The organism is Streptosporangium pseudovulgare (genome assembly GCF_014648055.1).
Lineage (GTDB): Bacteria > Actinomycetota > Actinomycetes > Streptosporangiales > Streptosporangiaceae > Streptosporangium > Streptosporangium pseudovulgare.
In genome coordinates, this window is record NZ_BMQJ01000003.1 from 471,421 (window position 1) to 491,551 (window position 20,131).

19 protein-coding genes are annotated in these 20,131 nt (G+C 71.1%); 13 read left to right on the top strand and 6 right to left on the bottom strand.

Annotated elements, in window-relative coordinates; all coding sequences use genetic code 11:
- Positions 1 to 108: 108 nt before the first annotated feature.
- The 3 genes from pyrH to IEZ10_RS09445 all read left to right on the top strand — a co-directional run bounded on the left by pyrH (position 109) and on the right by IEZ10_RS09445 (position 2,440).
- On the top strand, positions 109 to 807 hold the full coding sequence (gene pyrH, locus IEZ10_RS09435; protein ID WP_218911649.1) for a UMP kinase: 699 nt from the start codon (positions 109 to 111) through the stop codon (positions 805 to 807).
- Between the two features lie 182 nt (positions 808 to 989).
- On the top strand, positions 990 to 1,547 hold the full coding sequence (gene frr, locus IEZ10_RS09440; RefSeq protein ID WP_189246079.1) for a ribosome recycling factor: 558 nt from the start codon (positions 990 to 992) through the stop codon (positions 1,545 to 1,547).
- A gap of 68 nt (positions 1,548 to 1,615) precedes the next feature.
- Entirely contained in the window at positions 1,616 to 2,440 is an 825-nt protein-coding gene (locus tag IEZ10_RS09445; RefSeq protein ID WP_229811092.1) for a phosphatidate cytidylyltransferase, read from the top strand.
- A gap of 49 nt (positions 2,441 to 2,489) precedes the next feature.
- Here the strand turns inward: IEZ10_RS09445 and IEZ10_RS09450 are convergent, their stop codons facing one another.
- Positions 2,490 to 3,572, bottom strand: a complete 1,083-nt coding sequence (locus IEZ10_RS09450; RefSeq protein ID WP_189246080.1) for a suppressor of fused domain protein — start codon at positions 3,570 to 3,572, stop codon at positions 2,490 to 2,492.
- Positions 3,573 to 3,636: 64 nt separating this feature from the next.
- Here IEZ10_RS09450 and rlmN point away from each other — a divergent pair, with 64 nt between their 5' ends.
- Positions 3,637 to 4,761, top strand: a complete 1,125-nt coding sequence (rlmN, locus tag IEZ10_RS09455; RefSeq protein WP_189246081.1) for a dual-specificity RNA methyltransferase RlmN — start codon at positions 3,637 to 3,639, stop codon at positions 4,759 to 4,761.
- Positions 4,762 to 4,853: 92 nt separating this feature from the next.
- On the opposite strand, the gene IEZ10_RS09460 is transcribed toward rlmN, so the two are convergent.
- The 3 genes from IEZ10_RS09460 to IEZ10_RS09470 form a co-directional block, all read right to left on the bottom strand.
- Positions 4,854 to 5,525, bottom strand: coding sequence for a hypothetical protein (locus tag IEZ10_RS09460; protein WP_189246082.1), 672 nt, complete (start codon positions 5,523 to 5,525; stop codon positions 4,854 to 4,856).
- Positions 5,526 to 5,559: 34 nt separating this feature from the next.
- Positions 5,560 to 6,468, bottom strand: a complete 909-nt coding sequence (locus tag IEZ10_RS38820) for an ABC transporter ATP-binding protein (RefSeq protein ID WP_308426256.1) — start codon at positions 6,466 to 6,468, stop codon at positions 5,560 to 5,562.
- A gap of 194 nt (positions 6,469 to 6,662) precedes the next feature.
- Positions 6,663 to 8,141 (bottom strand): PucR family transcriptional regulator, encoded by a 1,479-nt coding sequence (locus IEZ10_RS09470; RefSeq protein ID WP_189246083.1) that lies wholly within the window; start codon positions 8,139 to 8,141, stop codon positions 6,663 to 6,665.
- Positions 8,142 to 8,281: 140 nt separating this feature from the next.
- Between IEZ10_RS09470 and speB the strand changes: the two genes are divergently transcribed.
- Both speB and IEZ10_RS09480 read left to right on the top strand, forming a co-directional pair.
- Positions 8,282 to 9,241 carry an agmatinase gene (speB, locus tag IEZ10_RS09475; protein WP_189246084.1) on the top strand — a complete coding sequence of 320 codons (960 nt, stop codon included), beginning with the start codon at positions 8,282 to 8,284 and terminating at the stop codon, positions 9,239 to 9,241.
- On the top strand, positions 9,238 to 10,818 hold the full coding sequence (locus tag IEZ10_RS09480) for a purine-cytosine permease family protein (RefSeq protein ID WP_189246085.1): 1,581 nt from the start codon (positions 9,238 to 9,240) through the stop codon (positions 10,816 to 10,818). The genes speB and IEZ10_RS09480 overlap by 4 nt, the downstream gene beginning before the upstream one ends.
- A gap of 113 nt (positions 10,819 to 10,931) precedes the next feature.
- Here the strand turns inward: IEZ10_RS09480 and IEZ10_RS09485 are convergent, their stop codons facing one another.
- Complete coding sequence (locus IEZ10_RS09485; RefSeq protein ID WP_189246086.1) at positions 10,932 to 11,426, bottom strand: Lrp/AsnC family transcriptional regulator; 495 nt, start codon at positions 11,424 to 11,426, stop codon at positions 10,932 to 10,934.
- 221 nt (positions 11,427 to 11,647) lie between these two features.
- On the opposite strand from IEZ10_RS09485, the gene IEZ10_RS09490 reads away from it, so the two are divergent.
- The 7 genes from IEZ10_RS09490 to IEZ10_RS09520 all read left to right on the top strand — a co-directional run bounded on the left by IEZ10_RS09490 (position 11,648) and on the right by IEZ10_RS09520 (position 19,487).
- The gene (locus IEZ10_RS09490; protein WP_189246087.1) at positions 11,648 to 13,081 is read left to right on the top strand and encodes a gamma-aminobutyraldehyde dehydrogenase; all 1,434 of its coding nucleotides are present in this window, start codon (positions 11,648 to 11,650) and stop codon (positions 13,079 to 13,081) included.
- A 26-nt stretch (positions 13,082 to 13,107) separates the two neighbouring features.
- Entirely contained in the window at positions 13,108 to 14,256 is a 1,149-nt protein-coding gene (locus IEZ10_RS09495) for an ABC transporter ATP-binding protein (RefSeq protein WP_189246088.1), read from the top strand.
- An 8-nt stretch (positions 14,257 to 14,264) separates the two neighbouring features.
- The gene (locus IEZ10_RS09500) at positions 14,265 to 15,512 is read left to right on the top strand and encodes an ABC transporter substrate-binding protein (RefSeq protein ID WP_189246159.1); all 1,248 of its coding nucleotides are present in this window, start codon (positions 14,265 to 14,267) and stop codon (positions 15,510 to 15,512) included.
- 7 nt (positions 15,513 to 15,519) lie between these two features.
- A complete protein-coding gene (locus IEZ10_RS09505; RefSeq protein ID WP_189246089.1) occupies positions 15,520 to 16,371 on the top strand; it encodes an ABC transporter permease in 852 nt (283 codons plus the stop codon).
- Complete coding sequence (locus IEZ10_RS09510) at positions 16,368 to 17,216, top strand: ABC transporter permease (protein WP_189246090.1); 849 nt, start codon at positions 16,368 to 16,370, stop codon at positions 17,214 to 17,216. The genes IEZ10_RS09505 and IEZ10_RS09510 overlap by 4 nt, the downstream gene beginning before the upstream one ends.
- A gap of 183 nt (positions 17,217 to 17,399) precedes the next feature.
- Positions 17,400 to 18,794: an NAD(P)/FAD-dependent oxidoreductase gene (locus tag IEZ10_RS09515; protein WP_189246160.1), complete on the top strand. Its 1,395-nt coding sequence runs from the start codon at positions 17,400 to 17,402 to the stop codon at positions 18,792 to 18,794.
- 162 nt (positions 18,795 to 18,956) lie between these two features.
- Entirely contained in the window at positions 18,957 to 19,487 is a 531-nt protein-coding gene (locus IEZ10_RS09520) for a GNAT family N-acetyltransferase (RefSeq protein WP_189246091.1), read from the top strand.
- 122 nt (positions 19,488 to 19,609) lie between these two features.
- Here the strand turns inward: IEZ10_RS09520 and IEZ10_RS09525 are convergent, their stop codons facing one another.
- Positions 19,610 to 20,044, bottom strand: coding sequence for a nuclear transport factor 2 family protein (locus IEZ10_RS09525; RefSeq protein WP_229811093.1), 435 nt, complete (start codon positions 20,042 to 20,044; stop codon positions 19,610 to 19,612).
- Positions 20,045 to 20,131: the final 87 nt, after the last annotated feature.

Sequence of the window (20,131 nt, forward strand, 5' to 3'; positions counted from 1 at the left end):
TCTCAGCCACAGCACTACAACGAGGAGGCCGCCGTCGTGCAGGAGAACTCAGAATCCGCTACGCCGGCGGTTTCTTCGTACTCGGGCCCGCTTCGCTGGAAGCGGGTCATGTTGAAGCTGTCGGGCGAGGCGTTCGCCGGCGGAGAGCCGCTGGGCATCGACCCCGGGGTCGTCGGCCACCTGGCCGACTCGATCGCCGAGGCCGTCCGCAAGGGCGTGCAGGTCGCGGTCGTGGTCGGCGGCGGCAACATGTTCCGCGGCGCCGCCCTGTCCGAGCGCGGCATGGACCGCGCCCGGGCCGACTACATGGGCATGCTCGGCACGGTGATCAACTGCCTGGCCCTCCAGGACTTCCTGGAGAAGCGGGGCATCGACACCCGCGTCCAGACGGCGATCACCATGCAGCAGGTCGCCGAGCCCTTCCTGCCCCGTCGCGCCATCCGTCACCTGGAGAAGGGGCGCGTGGTCATCTTCGGGGCCGGGCTCGGCTCGCCGTTCTTCTCCACCGACACCTGCGCCGCGCAGCGCGCGCTGGAGATCGGTGCCGAGGCGCTGCTCAAGGGCACCCAGGTGGACGGCGTCTACGACGACGATCCCCGGAAGAACCCCGACGCCGTACGGTTCGACCACCTCGAATATGGTGAGGTCCTGACCCGTGGCCTCGGTGTGATGGACGCCACGGCCATCAGCCTCTGCATGGACAACGGCCTGCCCATCGTGGTCTTCGACCTCATGGGTGAGGGCAACATCCTGCGGGCGGTGCGTGGTGAGAAGATCGGCACGCTGGTGAGTCCGGCAGGGAAATAGGGAGCGAGCCTGACGAGCGAGCGGAGCGGTGCGCGACGTAGGAGTGTCCCGCGAAGTGAGTGAGGATGGTGAGCGACCCATGAGCGGGGAGCGAGCCTGACGAGCGAGCGGAGCGGTGCGCGACGTAGGAGTGTCCCGCGAAGTGAGTGAGGATGGTGAGCGACCGAGAAGAAGGAGTCGCTGTGATCGACGATACCCTCCTCGAAGCCGAGGAAAAGATGGACAAGGCCGTGTCGGTGGCGAGGGACGATCTCGCCGGCATCCGTACGGGCCGCGTCACCCCGTCGATGTTCAACAAGATCACCGCTGAGTACTACGGGACGCCCACTCCCATTCAGCAGCTGGCCTCGTTCCATGTTCCCGAGGCTCGCATGGTCATCATCCAGCCCTTCGACAAGGGCTCGATGGCCGCGATCGAGAAGGCGATCCGCAACTCCGACCTCGGTGTCAACCCCGGTAACGACGGTCAGGTCATCCGCGTGGCCTTCCCCGAGCTGTCGGAGGAGCGCCGCAAGGAGTATGTGAAGGTCGCCCGGAACAAGGCGGAGCAGGCCAAGGTCTCCACCCGCAACATCCGCCGCCACGCCAAGGAGACGCTCGACAAGCTGATCAAGGACGGCGAGGCGGGCGAGGACGAGGTGCGTCGCGCGGAGAAGGAGCTCGACGAGCTCACCCAGAAGCACGTCGCTAAGATCGATGAGCTGCTCCGGCAGAAGGAAGCCGAGCTGCTCGAAGTCTGATTCGTGGTCCTTGTCCCGTCCGGGTCTCCGGTACGGGACAAGGATTTTGTGTACGGAAGTGGGACCCCTTGGAAGCTGCGGCGGGCGGTAGCCGTACCGGCCGGAATCTCCCCGCCGCCATCGCGGTGGGCGTCGGCCTGGGAGCGGCCGTCATCGGCTCCCTCTACTTCGTCAAGGTGCTCTTCCTCGCCGTGGTGATCGCGGCGGTGGGCGTCGGTGTGACGGAGCTGGTCAGGTCGTTCGCGCAGAGGGACATCCGGGTTCCGCTGATCCCGTCGATCGCCGGGATGGCCGCCATACTCGTCGGCGCCTACTACGGCGGGCCCGCCTGGATGATCGGCCTCTTCGCGGCGACGGTCCTGGTGCTGATGGTCTGGCGGATGTTCCAGGGCACCGAGGGGTACGTCCGCGACGTCTCCGCCACCGTCCTGGTCACGGTCTATCCGTCGTTCCTCGTCGCGTTCGTGGCACTGCTGCTCAGCCACCCGGTCGACGGCCCGGACCGGGTGATCACCTTCATCGCCACGACGGTCGCGAGCGACATCGGCGGGTACGCCGCGGGAGTCCTCTTCGGCAAGCACAAGATGTCCCCGCTGATCAGCCCGAAGAAGACCTGGGAGGGCTTCGCCGGCTCGGCGCTCGCCTGCATGGCCGTGGGCGGCTGGCTGGTCTCCTGGCTGCTGGAGGCCGAGATCTGGAAGGGCGTCCTGATCGGCGCGGTGGTCGTGGTGTTCGCCACGCTCGGGGACCTCGTCGAGTCGGTGATCAAGCGGGACCTCGGCGTCAAGGACATGGGAAGCGTGCTGCCGGGCCACGGCGGCCTGATGGACCGGCTCGACTCTCTCCTCGCCGCGCTCATCCCGGTCTGGGCGCTGCTCACCCTGCTGATCTGACCGCCCGGTGCCCGGGCGGGCCGCGCCGGCCGGGAAACCGGACGCCGGGTCAGCCCGTCCGGGTGATCCGGTCGGCCGGCAGCCGGGGCAGCAGCGCGCGGTAGCCGTTCGCGGCGGACAGGCGCAGCTCGTCGTCGGTGAGCGGCACCAGCCAGAGCCACCGTACGGCGTCGCCGCCGAAGGTGAAGCCCGACAGGTCCGGCAGGCCGGGCGGCCCGGCGAGCATGATGACGCCGTTGTAGGCGGAGCCGAGCGGGAACGTCTCCGGCCGGTGATACCACTTCGCCGTGTGCCCGTGACCCAGCCAGGTGACCGAGTGCCAGGGGTACTGCGCCAGCCACAGGAACAGCCGGGCCGCCTCCCGGGCGTCGCCCCGGGTCGCGACGGCGAGCTCCACCCGGGCGTAGGCCTCCGGCCGGTCGATGTACTGCTCCACCGTGGGCATCCGCTGGCAGCTCATCCCCACCGTGGACAGGATCGTGTGCTCCCGGTCCCGCTCCGGCGGCCGCTCGGTGATGCCGACCGTGGGCAGCCGTCCGCCGCCGGCGTCCCAGAACCTCCCCGCGGTGCCGACCGCCCGGTCCAGGTGGCCCATCACGAACTGCTGGAAGGTGGCCCAGGAGCCTTCACTCCCGCGCCACTCCCAGTAGGAGCGGGCCTTGGCCAGCCGCGGGGCCAGGGCTTCCATCGCGTCCTCCAGGGACCAGGCGAACGGCGACTCGCCCACCGCGTCGCGGGAGTATCCCGGCATGCCGCGGCTCACGTCGGCCCAGCCAGGAATGACCGCCAGCAGCTCGTCGTTCTCGTACAGGGCGACGCCGTCGCCCTCCTCGAACCACAGCGACCGCAGGGTGCCCAGCGGTCGCCTGCCGCCGGGGTGCCGGGTGTTCGCGCGGACGGCCACCGGCGGGAGTTCGGAGTTCAGCCGATCCAGGTCGGTCGTCTCCGGGGCCGGAACGTGGTTGGCCAGCCACACCGCTCCGTGGACCTCGCCCTTCGGCCCGCACAGGTAAGCTACCGAGGAAGTCTCGTCGCGTTCGACCACCAGGGTGCGGCTTCCGTAGGGGCTGGCGTCGCTGAGCAGGATCTCGATGCCGTCTCCCCGCTCACCCGCGGACCGGATTGTCGCCATATCTCCGGACTTTAGATCAGAGTCGAGTGTCGCTTCGAGTAACCGTTGAGAGAAGGCGTTGGACGTGTCGACTGCCAGCCAGCCCGGGACCCCCGCACCCGGCCAGCTCACCTTCGTGGCGCCCCGCAGGGCCAAGCCCGCGCGCCACCTGGCCGATCTGACCATGGCCGAGCGCCGCGAGGCCGTCGCCGAGCTCGGCGAGAAGCCGTTCCGGGCCGACCAGCTCTCCCGGCACTACTTCGAGCGGCTCACCGCCGACCCGAGCCTGATGACCGACCTGCCGGCCGCGGCGCGCGACAGGTTCGCCGCCGCGCTGTTCCCCACGCTGCTCACCCCCGTCCGGGAGCTGACCACCGACGGCGGCACCACCCGCAAGACGTTGTGGCGGCTGTTCGACGGCGCGCTGGTCGAGTCGGTCCTCATGCGCTACCCCGACCGCGCCACCATGTGCGTCTCCTCCCAGGCCGGCTGCGGCATGAACTGCCCGTTCTGCGCCACCGGCCAGGCCGGCCTGACCCGCAACATGAGCACCGCCGAGATCGTCGAGCAGGTCGTCGCCGGGGCGCGGGCCCTGGCCGCCGGCGAGGTCCCGGGCGGCCCCGGCCGGGTCAGCAACGTGGTCTTCATGGGAATGGGCGAGCCGCTGGCCAATTACCGGGCCGTGGTCGGCGCCGTGCGCCGGCTGGTCGAGCCCGCCCCGGGCGGCCTGGGCATCTCCGCCCGCGGCGTCACCGTCTCCACCGTCGGGCTGGTCCCCGCGATCGGCAAGCTCGCCGACGAGGGCCTGCCGGTGACGCTGGCGCTGTCCCTGCACGCTCCCGACGACGAGCTCCGCGACACCCTGGTGCCGATCAACACCCGGTGGAAGGTCGCCGAGGTCCTCGACGCGGCCTGGGACTACGCCGCCCGGACCAAGCGCCGCGTCTCCATCGAGTACGCGCTGATCAAGGACGTCAACGACCAGGAGTGGCGGGCCGACCTGCTCGGCAAGCTCGTCCGGAACAAGCTCGTGCACGTCAACCTGATCCCGCTCAACCCCACCCCGGGGTCGAAGTGGACGGCCTCGCGCCCGGAGGACGAGCGGGCCTTCGTCCGCCGTCTGCAGTTCCACGGTGTCCCGGTGACCGTCCGCGACACCCGCGGCCGTGAGATCGACGGCGCCTGCGGCCAGCTCGCCGCCGCCGAGTAGCACCCGCCCGGCAGGCCGCGATCGCCGGCCTCGCGGGGTTCGTCGCGTTTCCGGATCTCATGGTGATCGATGAGATCCAGCGGGCGCCGAACCTACGGTCTGGTACGGCGGAGCCGTACGTAGGCTGCCAGGCCCGCGGCGGACCAGAAGAGGGCCGCGGCGGTGACGGGGAGCAGGACCGTGTCGAGGGCGCCGTCGTTGGCCGCCCGCATCCACGGCATGACCGGCACCGTGAACCGGCCCACCGGGGTCAGGCTGACCAGCAGCAGGGCCACGTAGCCGCCGAACAGCGTCAGCATCGAGGCGGCCGGGGACTGCATGATCGGATGGCTGGTCAGCGCGCCCAGCGCCGTGCCCGCGCTCAGACCCAGCAGGTGCAGGACGGCGCCGCGCGCCACGTCGCCGGGCGCGGGGGTGGCGGCGAAGCCGTGCAGCAGCGGCGTGACGACCGCGATCGCCGCGAACATGAGGTTGACCGTGAACGCGGCCAGCAGCCCCGCGCCGATCTCCCTGCCCGGCCCGTCGGCCGCCGTCATCGAGACCAGCCGCTGCGCCGCCGGTTCGGTGTCGAGCAGGCTGCGCGCGGCCCAGGCGAAGACGACGATCAGCAGGCCGGCCGAGTCGGCGTAGGCGGACAGCTCCTTGCCGGGCGGCGTCAGCGTCGAGTAGAAGACGCCCAGCATCAGGAGCAGCCCGATCGCCGGCTGGAACAGCCGGTGGGAGCGGGCGTAGGCGCTCAGCTTGAACCGGGTCAGACGCGTCAACGGTGCCTCCCGCCGTACGGCATGCTCTCGGGGGTCACAGGATCCGCCGGGCGGTGTAGCCGTCGGCGCGGAGCTTCTGCTCGACCTCGTCGGCCTCGTCGGGGTCCACCAGCACCTCGATGACCGCCCGGCGGTCCGTGGCGGGCCCCTGCCCGGCTGCCCGCCCGGCGTCCCGTTCGGAACCGGAACCGGAACCCAAACCGGCACCGGAGCCGGAGCCGGAGCCGGGGTCGGGATCCGGTTCTGCCGGTCGCCCGAGCACCCACTCGGTGTCCCGTTCGGAGCCGGGTCCGGGGTCCGGTTCGGAGCCGGGTCCGGGGTCCTGTTCGGCCGGCCGGGCGGCGGGGTGGACGGTGACCGCGCGGTCGGCGACGAGACAGTGGTCGGCGCCGGGGAACTCCCGGAGCTGGTTCTGGTGGTCGCTGACCACGACAATGCCGCCGCGGGCGGCGATCTCGCCGATGACGGCGGGGAGTTCGGCGCGGGTCTGCTCGTCCAGCCCGGCGAACGGCTCGTCCAGGATCAGCAGGTCCGGCGGGCCGAGCAGCGACTGGATCAGCCCCACCTTCTGCGCGCTGCCCTTGGACAGGTCGCCGAGCGGCAGGTCGAGCAGGTGGACGGCGTTCAGCCGCCGCGCGAGGTCGCCGGCCGCGGCGGGGGAGGCGCCCCGGACGCGGGTCATGTGGGCCAGGTAGGCGGAGACGGTGAAGGGCTGGCCGGTGGGGAAGACGTCGGGGGCGTAGCCGACGACGCGGGGCCGACCGGAGACCGAGCCGCGGGTCGGCGGGACGAACCCGGCGAGCAGTCGCAGCAGCGTGGACTTGCCGGCGCCGTTGCGGCCGGTGACCTCGACGACGGACCCCGGGCGGAGCGCGAGCTCGACGTCCTCAAGGATCCAGGGGCCGCGGCGGGAGTACCGGAAGGACACCTGGGAGAGCCGCATGCACCGCACCCTACCGGGATCATCCTCGCCACGTCCCCGCCGCCGGAATCCGCCCCGGTCGCGGGCCGGCGAGTCCGGGCGGCTCGAAGCCGTCCGGGCGGCCCGGCCCTCCGTTGAGATCACGGGCCGGTGAGGCCGCGCCGCCCGGGGGCGTGCGGTCGGCCGGTGGGGGCGGGTGGCCCGGGGGCGTCCGGTCAGCCGGTGAGGCCGAGCTGCCCGGCGGCCCGGACTGCCAGCCACACCTCGGCGAACGCCCCCGTGGACGAAAGATCCCGGCCGGTGAGCGCGGTGAACCGGCGCAGCCGGTAGGCCAGCGTGTTGGGGTGGACGTGCAGCGCCGCCGCCGCGTCCTCGGTGCGGCGGTCCCGCTCCATCCAGGTGCGGACCGAGGCCAGCAGGTGGGAGTCGTGGGCGGCGTCGTACCGGATCACCTCGCCGAGCACGTGCTCGACCAGCGCCGAGAGCACCGCGGGGTCCTCCGGCAGCCACCGCCCGGCGGTGTCGTCGCCGTAGCGGACGAGCGCCTGGCCCGACTCGGCCGCCCGGGAGACGGCCCACACCGCCTCCCTGCGGGCCACCCGCAGGGACGTCCCGGCGGCGAACGGCCTGCTCATCCCGGCCGCGACGCCCGGTACCCCGGCGACGGCGGCGGCCGCCTCGGCGGTGCCGAGGACGTAGCGGTCGTCGCCCCTGCCGAGCATGAGGAACGGGCGGTCGTCCAGGGCGCGCAGCAGGCCGTCGTCGGACACGCCGCGGACGGCCAGCAGGACCAGCTCGTCGTCGGGCAGGCCCAGCCGGATCAGCCGCCGCCGGGCCGTGGCCGGGTCGAGCACGTCCTGCAGCAGCTCGGCCAGGATCTCCGCGCCCTCGCGGCGCAGGGTCTCGCGCTCGTGGCGGGTCATGGCGACCTGGAGCGCGGCGACGGTGGCGATGTGCTGGGCCACCGCCAGCCCGGCCGGGCGGGCGCCCTCCCGCTCCAGGGCGACGAGGAAGCCGGCCGGGCCGCCCGGGGCGGGCACCGGGAGGACGAACCCGCCGGGGATCGTCGGGGGCGCCTCCGCCGTCCTGGGCAGCAGACCCGGGTCGGGCACGGGGACGCCGGGCAGCAGCGGGCGGCCCTGCGGCGTGCACAGGTACACCGTGTAGCCGCTGAGCCGTTCCAGGCGGCGGAACAGTGTCGCGGTGCCGAGGTCCTCGGAGGTCATCCAGCGCAGCGCGCCGAAGACCTGGAGCTGCGCGCCGAGCCGCTGGCGGGCGTCCTCCTGTACGGCCGCGGCGACCTCCTGGGCGACGGCGATGAACGGGACGGCCAGCGGCACCTCCAGGACCGGCATGCCGCGTTCCTCGGCGGCGGCGAGGAACGCCCGGTGCAGCGGCGGCACGTGGAGCTGGGCCGACAGGGCCAGCGCGGACACCCCGGCGTCGTCGAGCCGCTCCAGGTAGGCCCGCTGGCGGGCGGCGGAGCGGGGGATCGCGATTCCGGTCGTCATGATCAGTTCGGCGCCCAGCAGCCAGGGCGTGGGGTCGTCCAGCTCGCTGACGTGCGCCCAGGACACCGAGCGGCCGAGCCCGGCGTGCCCGGCGAGGACGCGCAGCTGCAGGGCCGGGAAGCGGATCAGCTCCTCGACGGTGAGCCGGTCGGCGGAACCGGCGGTGTGATTGTGGTCGGCCACAGGAAACCCCGTCGTAGTTCGTTCTCCCCACAGTACCTAAACCGTCACAAAGCTCCCAGACTGTACGGATAGCCTGCTCAGAGCCGGGTTCTCCGCGCCCGGCCCCCACCACCCCACGCCTCCCGAAAGGACGGTGCGGCATGACCGAACCCCGGGGTCCCGTCGACTCCTCCCGCGTCCCCCGCTTCGCGGGACCGGCGACGTTCGCACGGCTGCCGCGCCTGGACGAGGTCGGGCGCTGCGACGTGGCCGTGGTGGGGGTGCCGTTCGACAGCGGCGTCTCCTACCGCCCCGGCGCCCGCTTCGGCCCCTCGGCGGTCCGCGAGGCCAGCCGCCTGCTCCGGCCGTACCACCCCGGCCTGGACGTCTCGCCGTTCGCCGCGGTGCAGGTGGCCGACGCCGGCGACATCGCCTGCAACCCGTTCAACATCGGCGAGGCCGTCGAGACGATCGAGGACGCCGCGACCCGGCTCCAGGAGGACGGCGCCCGCCTGGTCACCATCGGCGGCGACCACACGATCGCGCTGCCGCTGCTGCGCTCCCTGGCCAGGCGGCACGGCCCGGTGGCCATGCTGCACTTCGACGCCCACCTCGACACCTGGGACACCTACTTCGGCGCCGAGTACACCCACGGCACGCCGTTCCGCCGGGCCGTGGAGGAGGGCATCCTCGACACCGAGGCGGTCGGCCACGTCGGCACGCGCGGCCCGCTGTACGGCAAGCAGGACCTCGACGACGACCGGCGCCTCGGCTTCGGCATCATGACCTCGGCCGACGTGATGCGCCGCGGCGTGGACGAGATCGTCGACGCGCTCCGGCAGCGGATCGGCGACCGGCCGCTCTACCTGTCGATCGACATCGACGTGCTCGACCCCGCGCACGCCCCCGGCACCGGAACCCCCGAGGCGGGCGGCCTCACCAGCCGCGAGCTGCTGGAGATCCTGCGCGGTCTGGCCGGATGCAACCTGGTCGGCGCCGACGTGGTCGAGGTGGCCCCCGCCTACGACCACGCGGAGATCACCGCGGTGGCCGCCTCCCACGTCGCCTACGACCTGGTCAGCCTGCTGGCGCTGTCCGGCCCCGCGCGGGAGGCCCGGTGAGCCGGGCGGATCACGCCGCGGCGGGCGCCTCCGACCGCGCGCCGTCCGTCATCGAGGTCGAGCAGCACGGCGTCGAACGCATCCCGGACGCCGACCGCACCGCCCGCCCGCTGGACCTGTTCCGGCTGGCCTTCGGCGGCGCGAACACCTTCGCCACGTGCGTGCTGGGCTCGTTCCCCATCCTGTTCGGGCTCTCCTTCTGGCAGGGGCTCGCCGCGACGGGGCTCGGCCTGGTGGTCGGCGCGCTGATCCTGGCGCCGCTGGCCGTCTTCGGCCCGGTGAACGGCACGAACAACGCCGTCTCCTCCTCGGCCCACCTGGGCGTGCACGGCCGGGTCGTCGGCTCGTTCCTGTCCCTGCTCACCGCGATCGCGTTCTTCTCGATCTCGGTGTGGTCCTCCGGCGACGCGCTGGTCGGCGGCGCCCACCGGCTGGCCGGGCTGCCGGAGTCGAACCTGTCGTACAGCGTGGCCTACGCGCTGTTCGCCGTGCTGGTCCTGGTGGTCTGCGTCTACGGCTTCCGCTTCATGCTGCTGGTCAACAAGATCGCGGTGGCCGCGGCCTCGCTGCTGTTCGTGCTGGGCGCGTTCGCCTTCGCCGGGGACTTCGACCCCTCCTACGCCGGGGCGTTCGCCTCCACGGCCGCGCCGGGGTTCTGGCCGTCGTTCATCGGCGCCGCCCTGATCGTGCTGTCCAACCCGATCTCCTTCGGCGCCTTCCTCGGCGACTGGTCCCGCTACATCCCGGCGGAAACCCCGCGCGTCCGGGTGATGGGCGCGGCCTTCCTGGCCCAGCTCGCCACGATCCTGCCGTTCCTGTTCGGCCTGACCACCGCGTCGATCATCGCCGCCAAGGCGTCGGAGTACGTCGACCCGGCCGCCCCCAACTACGTCGGCGGGCTGCTCGCGGTCTCCCCGGCGTGGTACTTCCTGCCGGTCTGCCTGATCGCGCTGATCGGCGGCATGTCCACCGGCACGACCGCCCTCTACGGCACCGGCCTGGACTTCTCCAGCGTCTTCCCGCGCTTCAACCGGGTCCAGGCGACGGTGTTCATCGGCGTGCTGTCGATCGGCTTCATCTTCCTCGGCCGCTTCACCCTGAACCTGACGCAGAGCATCTCCACGTTCGCCACGCTGATCGTCACCTGCACCGCCCCCTGGATGGTGATCATGATGCTCGGCTACGTGACCCGGCGCGGCTGGTACGACGCCGAGGCGCTGCAGGTCTTCAACCGCCGCCAGCGCGGGGGCCGCTACTGGTTCACCCACGGCTGGAACTGGCGCGGGATGGCCTCCTGGCTGCTGGCCGCGATGACGGCGATCCTGTTCGTCAACATCCCCGGCCAGTTCGTCGGGCCGCTCGGCGGCCTCGCCGGGGGCACGGACATCTCGCTGCCGCTGGGCCTGGCCGTCGCGGCCGTGCTCTACCTGGCCATGCTGGCGGCCTTCCCCGAGCCGCGCGGCGTCTTCGGCCCGGAGGGGCCGCGCCTGGTCCGCTCCCGCGACGTCCCGGTCCCGCCCATCGAGGGACCGGGCGCCACCGCCGCGCCCGCCGCGGCGACGACCGCCCGGGTGTGATCCGTCCGGGCGTGCTCAGGCGTCCGCCCGCCGTACGGCCCGGACCGGCCGTACGGCGGGCGAGCGCCGGCGGGCGAGCGCGGGGGTGCACCGGGGGATGATCCCGGAGGGCGTCAGCGGGTGCCCCAGGAGTAGGTCTGCTTGTGCAGCTTGAGGTAGACGAACGTCTCGGTGGCGCGGACCGTGGGGATGGCCCGGATCTTGCCGAGGATGTCCAGCAGGTGCGTGTCGCTCTCGCAGACCACCTCGACCATGATGTCCACCGAGCCGGCGGTCAGCACGACGTAGTCGATCTCCTTGATGGCCGACAGCTCGTCGGCCACCATCTCCAGATCGCCCTCGCACTTGATGCCGATCATCGCCTGGCGGGAGAATCCGAGGGTGAGCGGGTCGGTGACCCCGACGATCTGCATGACCCCGGCGTCGAGCAGGCGCTGGACCCGCTGGCGGACGGCGGCCTCGGACAACCCCACCGCCTTGCCGATGGCGGCGTAGGGCTTGCGGCCGTCCGCCTGCAGCTGTTCGATGATCTGTTTGGAGATCTCGTCGAGGACGACCGTCCCGTGCTTCGCGTCGTTGTCGCGGCGTACCTTGGGCGGCGTCGTCATCCGCGCTCCCTGGCGTCGGTGTTACGGGGTCTGTTACGGGGTCGTCGCGGGCATCTCACGCCCTGCCGACATGTTGCGGCTCGCTGCGACATGCTGTCAGTTTTTACTGCTCTGTCAAGCGATTTCGTCGCGATTTGGTATCTTAACAACGAAATCCCTTGTCGCGTAGGCTCTCCTCTGTAAGAGTCCCCATAACCAAGCCACCTCACAGGAGGTCAACGGTGACCACCCGTCTGCAGAACTATGTCAACGGTGAGTTCGTGGACGCCAAGAGCGGCCGTTTCTCCGACGTCATCGACCCCTGCACCGGAGAGGCCTACCTGCAGGCGCCGATCTCCGGGGCGGAGGACGTCGACGCCGCCTACGCCGCCGCGGCCGCCGCGTTCGAGTCGTGGAGTCTGCTGACCCCCGGCGAGCGGGCCAATCTGCTGCTCAAGGTCGCGGACGCCATCGACGCGCGCGCCGACGAGATCAACGAGGCCGAGTGCCGCAACACCGGCAAGCCCCGTGCCCGGATGGCCGAGGACGAGACCCCGATCGCGGCCGACCACTTCCGGTTCTTCGCCGGAGCCGCCCGCACCCTGGAGGGGCCGACGTCGGGTGAGTTCCTCGCCGACCACACCTCCGTGATCCGGCACGAGCCGATCGGCGTCATCGGCCAGGTCACCCCCTGGAACTACCCGATGATGATGGCGGTCTGGAAGATCGCCCCCGCGCTCGCCGCGGGCAACACCATCGTGCTCAAGCCGTCCGACACCACCCCGGTCTCCACCCTCAAGATGGCCGAGATCCTCGGTGAGGTCCTGCCGAAGGGCGTCTTCAACGTCGTCACCGGCGACCGCGAGACCGGCGCGCTCGTGGTGGGCCACCCGACCGCCCAGATGGTCGCGATCACCGGCTCGGTCGGCGCCGGCATGGCCGTGGCCAAGACCGCCGCCGAGGACGTCAAGCGGGTCCACCTGGAGCTCGGCGGTAAGGCCCCCGTCATCGTCTTCGACGACGTCAAGGATCTGAAGGCCGCTGCCGAGGCGATCGCCACGGGCGGCTTCTACAACGCCGGCCAGGACTGCACCGCGGCCTGCCGGGTGCTGGTCCACGAGGACGCCCACGACGAGTTCGTGGCGGCCCTCGTCGAGGCGGCCACCGCCACCGTGACCGGCGACCTGTCCAACGAGGACGCCCTCTACGGTCCGCTCAACAACGCGGACCAGCTGGCGCGGGTGACCGGCTTCATCGAGCGGGTGCCCGGCCACGCCAAGGTCCTGACCGGCGGGCAGCGGGTCGGCGACACGGGGTACTTCTTCGCCCCGACCGTCGTCGACGGCCTCCAGCAGGATGACGAGATGGTGCAGAACGAGGTCTTCGGGCCCGTCATCACCGTCCAGACCTTCTCCGACGAGGCCGACGCCGTGGCCAAGGCCAACGGCGTCCGGTACGGCCTCGCCAGCTCGGTGTGGACCTCCGACCACGGCCGGGCGATGCGGGTGTCGAGGCGACTCGACTTCGGCGTCGTGTGGGTCAACACCCACATCCCCTTCGTGTCCGAGATGCCGCACGGAGGCTTCAAGCACTCCGGCTACGGCAAGGACCTGTCGGTCTTCGGGCTCCACGACTACCTCCGCGTCAAGCACGTCATGCACTACATCGGCGAATAGCCGCGAAACAAGAGGGATAGCCTGGTATGACCGAAACCCAGGCGGATGTGGAGGCGGTGGCCCCCGCCGCCTCCGGCCCGCCTCCGGTGCCCGCCATCGAACTCGACGGAGTCGTCAAGGAGTACCTCGCCCACGGTGAGGTCGTCCAGGCGGTCAAGGGCGTCACCCTGACCATCGCCGAGGGCGAGTTCTTCTCGCTCCTCGGCCCCTCGGGGTGTGGCAAGACCACCACCATGCGCATGATCGCCGGGTTCGAGGACCCGTCGCGCGGCACGGTGCGGCTGCACGGCCAGGACGTGACCGACGTCCCCCCCAACAAACGCGACGTGAACATGGTGTTCCAGTCGTACGCGCTCTTCCCCCACATGAACGTCTGGGAGAACGTCGCCTTCGGTCTGCGGCGCAAGAAGGTGCCCGACGCCGAGATCAGACGCCGCGTCGGTGAGATGCTGGAGATCGTGGACCTCGGCGGGCGCGAGAAGCGCCGCCCCCGCGAGATGTCCGGCGGCCAGCAGCAGCGGGTGGCCCTGGCCCGGGCCCTGGTCAACCGGCCCCGCGCCCTCCTGCTGGACGAGCCGCTGGGCGCCCTCGACCTCAAGCTGCGCCAGGCCATGCAGATCGAGCTCAAGCGCATCCAGCGCGAGGTCGGCATCACGTTCGTCTACGTCACCCACGACCAGAGCGAGGCGCTCACCATGAGCGACCGCATCGCCGTCATGAACGACGGCCTGGTCGAGCAGCTCGCCTCCCCCCGCGAGATCTACGAGCGCCCCGCCACCGCGTTCGTCGCCGGGTTCATCGGCACCTCCAACCTGATCAGCGGGACGGTGGACCGGGTCGAGGACGGCTGCGCCGTACTGCGGCTCGGAGACGACGGCCGGGTCCTCGCCGAGGAGGGCGCGCACCGGGCCGGGGACGCGATCGCGGTCACCGTACGCCCGGAGAAGGTCATGATCTCCACCGACGAGCCCGCGGCGGGCCTCAGCGCCGTGCGCGGCACCGTCGCCGAGGTCGTCTACCTGGGTCTGTACAACAGCTACGCGGTGCGCCTGCCCGGCGGCACCGAGGTCACCGTCTTCCAGCAGAACGCGCTCGACAGCACGAGCACGGCCGAGCGCGGCGACGCGGTCTGGCTGTCGTGGCGGCCGCAGCATTCTTACGTGATCGGAAGTTGAGCCACCCCATGCACCAGGACTCCTCCCTCGACGCCGCCCTGCTGCGCGGCATGACCCGGCCCCGCTCGGTGACCCGCCGCGACGCCTTCCGCCTCGCCGGCCTGTCGGCCGCCGGGCTCGCCCTGACCGCCTGCGGCGTGCAGGGCAAGAAGGCCGCCCCGCCCCAGAAGGACGCCGTCGCCGACTACTGGGCGTCCAAGAAGAAGAACGGCACGCTGCGGTTCGCCAACTGGACGCTGTACATCGACAAGGAGGACGGGCGCTCCCCCTCCCTGGAGAAGTTCACCGCCGACACCGGCATCAAGGTGACCTACACCGAGGCCATCCAGGACACCCCCTCCTTCTTCGGCAAGATCCAGCCGCTGCTCGCCTCCGGCACCGACATCGGCTACGACGTGATGATCATCACCAACGGCATCCACCTCAGCAAGGCCATCGCGCTGGGCTACCTGGTGCCGCTCGACCACTCCAAGCTGCCCAACTTCGCGGCCAACGCGGCGGAGAAGGTCAAGAACCCCACCTGGGACCCGAACAACACCTACACGATCCCCTGGACGGCGGGCCTGACCGGCATCGCCTACAACCCCAAGTACGTGGACGAGGTCACCAGCGTCAACGACCTGTGGAACCCCAAGTACAAGGGCAAGGTCGGCATGATGCTCGACCCGCAGGAGGTCGCGAACTTCGGGATGTTCGCCGAGGGCATCGACCCGGACAAGTCCACCGAGGCCGACTGGCGCAAGGCCGCCGCCCGGCTGCAGAAGCAGCGCGACGACGGCCTGGTGCGCAAGTACTACGAGAACGACTACGTCGACGCGCTGGCCCGGGGCGACATCTGGATCACCATGGCCTGGTCGGGCGACATCTTCCAGCAGGTCGCCGAGGGCAAGGACATCAAGTTCGTGGTCCCCCAGGAGGGCGGCACGATCTGGACCGACAACCTGTGCATCCCCAAGACCGCGCAGAACCCCCTCGACGCGCTCACCTACATGGACTACGTCTACCAGCCGAAGATCGCCACGATGCTGGTGGAGGCCATCAACTACATCACCCCGGTGCCGGCCACCAAGGACCTCGTCCTGGCCGACGCCGCCAAGGCGAGCGGCGACGACAAGAAGTCGCTGGAGCAGCTCGCGAGCAGCCCGATGGTCTACCCCGCCGAGGCCGACATGGCCAGGCTGCGGTCCTACCGGGCCCTCACCACGGCCGAGGAGAAGGTCTTCGAGTCCATCTTCCAGCCCATCACCCAGGGGTAGGCGAGCGATGAAGCGCTTCGCCCCCTACCTGCTGATCCTCCCCGGCGGGCTGTGGCTGGCGATCTTCCTGGTGGTGCCGATGGTCTTCATGGCCTCGGTGTCCACCCAGGAGGGCGACGTGGTCAACGGCTTCGTCCAGACGTTCAACCTGTCGATCTACGGCGACGTCCTGTCGCAGTACGGCACGCAGTTCCTGCGCTCGGCCGGGTACGGCCTGGTCGCCACGGTCGTCTCCATCGTGCTGGCCTACCCGATGGCCTACTGGATCGCCTTCAGGGGCGGCTCCCGCAAGTCGACCTACCTGCTGCTGGTGCTGCTGCCGTTCTTCGTGTCGTTCGTGCTGCGCACCGTGTCATGGAAGTTCCTGCTGGCCGACAACGGGCTGCTGCTGTCGCCGCTGAAGTCCCTGGGTCTGGTGCCCGCGGACTTCCACGTGCTGCAGACGACCGTGGCGGTGATCGGCGGCCTGGTCTACAACTACCTGCCGTTCATGATCCTGCCGATCTACGTGGCCCTGGAGCGGGTGGACCCCCGGGTCGTGGAGGCCGCGCAGGACCTGTACGCGGCCCGGCGGCAGGCCTTCACCAAGGTCGTGCTGCCGCTGTCGCTGCCCGGCGTGTTCGCCGGGGTGCTGATGACGTTCGTCCCGATGACCGCCGACTACGTCAACGCCGAGATCCTCGGCGGCCCGGCGAACACGATGATCGGCAACATCATCCAGTCCAGGTTCCTGGTCAACAACGACTACCCGTCGGCCGCGGCGCTGTCGTTCGCGCTGATGGCGGCGATGCTGATCGGCATCTTCGCCTACGCCAGGGCGCTGGGCACCGAGAACGTGCTGGAGGCGGCGGCCCGATGAGCACTGCCACCACGTCCGCGCCCGTCACGGCGCCGTCCGCCGGCGCCCCGGCGCCCGCCCGGCCTCGCCGCCGCCTCCTCGACCGGCTGCTCAAGGTCTACGTCTGGCTGATCCTCGCCTGGCTGTTCCTGCCGATCGTGGTCATGATCATCTTCGGCTTCAACGACACCAAGAGCAAGTCGAACGTGACCTGGCAGGGCTTCACCTTCAAGTGGTGGGGCATGCTCGACCAGGACCCCAAGCTGATCGAGGCGGTCGTCAACTCCCTGGAGATCGCCGTGCTCGCCACGGTGATCACCACGGTGATCGGCACCCTCATGGGCCTGGCGATGGGCCGCTACAGGTTCCGCGGGCTGGGCGCCGTCAACCTGGTGCTCTTCGCCGCCATCGCCTCGCCCGAGCTGGTCATGGGCTCCTCGCTGCTGTCGCTGTTCGTCAGCGCCGGGGTGCAGCCCGGCTTCGTGACCGTGGTCATCGCGCACGTGCTGTTCTCCCTGTCGTTCGTGGCGATCACCGTACGGGCCCGGGTCGTCGGCCTCGACCCCTCGATCGAGGAGGCGGCGCGCGACCTCGGGGCGTCCACCTGGGTGACGTTCTGGCGCGTCACGTTCCCGATGATCCTGCCCGGCGTCATCTCGGGCGCGCTGCTGGCGTTCGCGCTGTCCATCGACGACTTCGTGATCACCCAGTTCACCAGCGGCGCCCTCCAGACGTTCCCGCTGTGGATCTGGGGCGCCACCCGGATCGGGGTGCCGCCACAGGTCAACATTCTCGGAACCCTTATATTCGCGGTAGGCGTGGTGATCGCCGTGGTGAACACGGTGACCGCCCGCCGCCGGACCTAGCGTCGTCAGGCCCCGTCCCGCCCGCGGTGGGTGGAACGGGGCTTCGGCGTACCCGAAAGAGATCTCCGGCACAGAACAGGGAGGCGAGATCGGATTCAGGCGGGGGGAACCCGCGTGTGACCACCGAGGTCACGCAATACCTACACAACGAATTTTTTGACTCACCGTAGGGAAGTGAGATTTGTGGATCCGCTGAAGGCTCTTGCTGACGCGGAGCGCAAGCCGTACTGGCTCGACAGTCCGGCGAAACCCGAGCCGCTGCCGCGGCTCCTCAAGGACACGACCGCCGATCTCGCGGTGGTCGGCGGAGGCTTCTCGGGGCTGTGGGCCGCCCTGATGGCCAAGGAACGCGACCCGTCCCTCGACGTGGTCCTGCTGGAAGGACGCGGGATCGGCTGGGCGGCCTCCGGCCGCAACGGCGGGTTCGCGGTGGCGTCGCTCACCCACGGCCTCGCCAACGGGCTGGAACGCTGGCCCGAGGAGATCACCACCCTGGAACGGCTGGGCCGGGCGAACCTCGACGAGATCGGCGAGGCCGTCAGGCGCTACGGCATCGACTGCGCCTACGAGCGCACCGGCGAACTGCACGTCGCCACCGAGCCCTGGCAGCTCGACGAGATGCGCGAGAGCGTCCGGGCGGCGCGGGAACTGGGCCTGGGCTACGACGTCCTCGACCGCGACGAGGTCCGGGCGGAGGTGAACTCGCCCACCTACGTCGGCGGCTACTGGGAACGCGACGGCTGCGCCATGATCGACCCCGCCCGGCTGGCCTGGGGGCTCCGGCGGGCCTGCCTGGAGCTGGGCGTGCGCGTCTACGAGGGCACGCCGGTCCGCCACATCAGGGACAGCCGGGCCACCATGGACCTGGTCACCCCGCGCGGCACCGTCAGGGCCGCGAAGGTCGCGCTCGGCACCGGCGTGTTCCAGCCGCTGCTGCGCAGGCTGAAGCACTTCCTGGTGCCGGTCTACGACTACGCCCTGATGACCGAGCCGCTGTCGGAGGAGCAGCTCGCCTCCGTCGGCTGGCGCAACCGCCAGGGCGTGGGCGACTCGGCCAACCAGTTCCACTACTACCGGCTGACCGCCGACAACCGCATCCTGTGGGGCGGCTACGACGCGGTCTACTACAACGGCGGCCGCATCAGGCCGGAGTACGAGCAGCGCGACGAGACCTTCGCCAAGCTGGCGGAGCACTTCTTCACCACCTTCCCGCAGCTCGACGGGGTGCGCTTCACCCACCGGTGGGGCGGCGTCATCGACACCTGCAGCAGGTTCAGCGCCTTCTACGGCCACGCCCACGGCGGGCGGCTCGCCTACGCCGTCGGCTACACCGGCCTGGGGGTCGCCGCCACCCGCTTCGGGGCCAACGTCATGCTCGACCTGCTCGCCGGGGAGCCGACGGAGCGGACCGAGCTGCGGATGGTCCGGGAGAAGCCGATCCCCTTCCCGCCGGAGCCGGTCCGCTCTGCGGGGATCCAGATGACGCGCTGGTCGCTCGCCCGGGCCGACCTCCACGAGGGCCGCCGCAACCTGTGGCTGCGCACCCTGGACCGGATGGGCCTCGGTTTCGACTCCTGAGGCGTCTTCTGGGGCGTCTTCTGAGGCGTCCCGTCCCGCGGGAACGCGGCCGGTCCCGGCCCCTCTCCCGCGGGACGCGGAGTCCGGAGCGGCTCCTCGGTGAGGCGTCGCCGGCCGGTAATCCGATTGCGGCGCCCGGCCGGTCCGGCGCAGGGTGGGCGGATGATCGTTCGCCGTGAGACCCCCGCCGACATCGACGCCGTCCACCAGGTGACGGCCGCCGCCTTCGCCAAGCCCGACCGGCCCGGCGAGACCCCCGTCGAGGACACCCTGCTGCGCGAGCTGCGCGACTGCGACGGATGGATGCCCGCGCTGTCCCTCGTCGCGACCGGCCCGGACGGGCAGGTCGTCGGGCACGTGCTGGGCAGCCGCGGCCACGTCGAGGGGACTCCCGTCGTCGCCGTCGGCCCGGTGAGCGTCCGCCCCGCCCACCAGCGGCGCGGCGTCGGCCTCGCCCTGGTGCACACCCTCCTCGGCGCCGCGGACGCCACGGGCGAGCCGATGGCGGTGCTGGTCGGCTCGCCCGCCTACTACTCGCGCTTCGGCTTCCGGTCCGGCGCGGAGTACGGCGTCGTGCCCCCGGTGCCGGAGTGGGAGGTGTTCTTCCAGGTCCGCACCCTGTCGGCGTACGACCCGGGCGACCCGCGCCTCCGCGGCGCGTTCGCCTACGCCGAGCCCTTCAACCGGGTCTGACCCCTCCCGCCGGGCCAGGGGCGTTCCGTCGGGGCCGCCCCGGACCTTTCCCGGCCCTTTCCCGGCCCTTTCCCGGCTCATCCCGAGTCACCGGACGGGCTCGCATCGCCGGGCCGGCCGTTCTATCGGGCCGGGTCCGTCCCGCCGGGCATTCCGCCGGCCTCCCTGAGCCGGGCGAGCGCGGCGGCGTCCATGTAGTCGCGGCAGTGGACCACGCGGCCGTCCCTGACCCGCAGGACCAGCAGGCCCGGGACCGTGAAGGGGCGTCCGGTCGTGCCCAGGGTCCCGGCGGTCTCGTGCTCGACCACCACCACCTCGGGGTCGGCGGTCTCGTGGACGACCACGCCGCGGATCTCCTCCACCCGCACCGGACTCGCGTCCCACATGGCCCGGTATCCAGCGCGGATCGCCTCGCGGCCCGTGAGATCCGGGAGGAAGCCCGGGACGGCGAAGGGGAACTCGTGGACGGCGTCCTCGGCGTAGAGGTCGGCGAGGGCGTCGGCCGACTTGCCGCGCATCGCGTCGTGGTAACGAGCGACGATCGCACTCGGGCGCATGGCTGCTCCATTCATCTCGTTCAAATCGCTCAACGATTGTTGAGTGTACGGCGCGGCCCATGTTCGATCAACGGTTGTAGAGCGAAA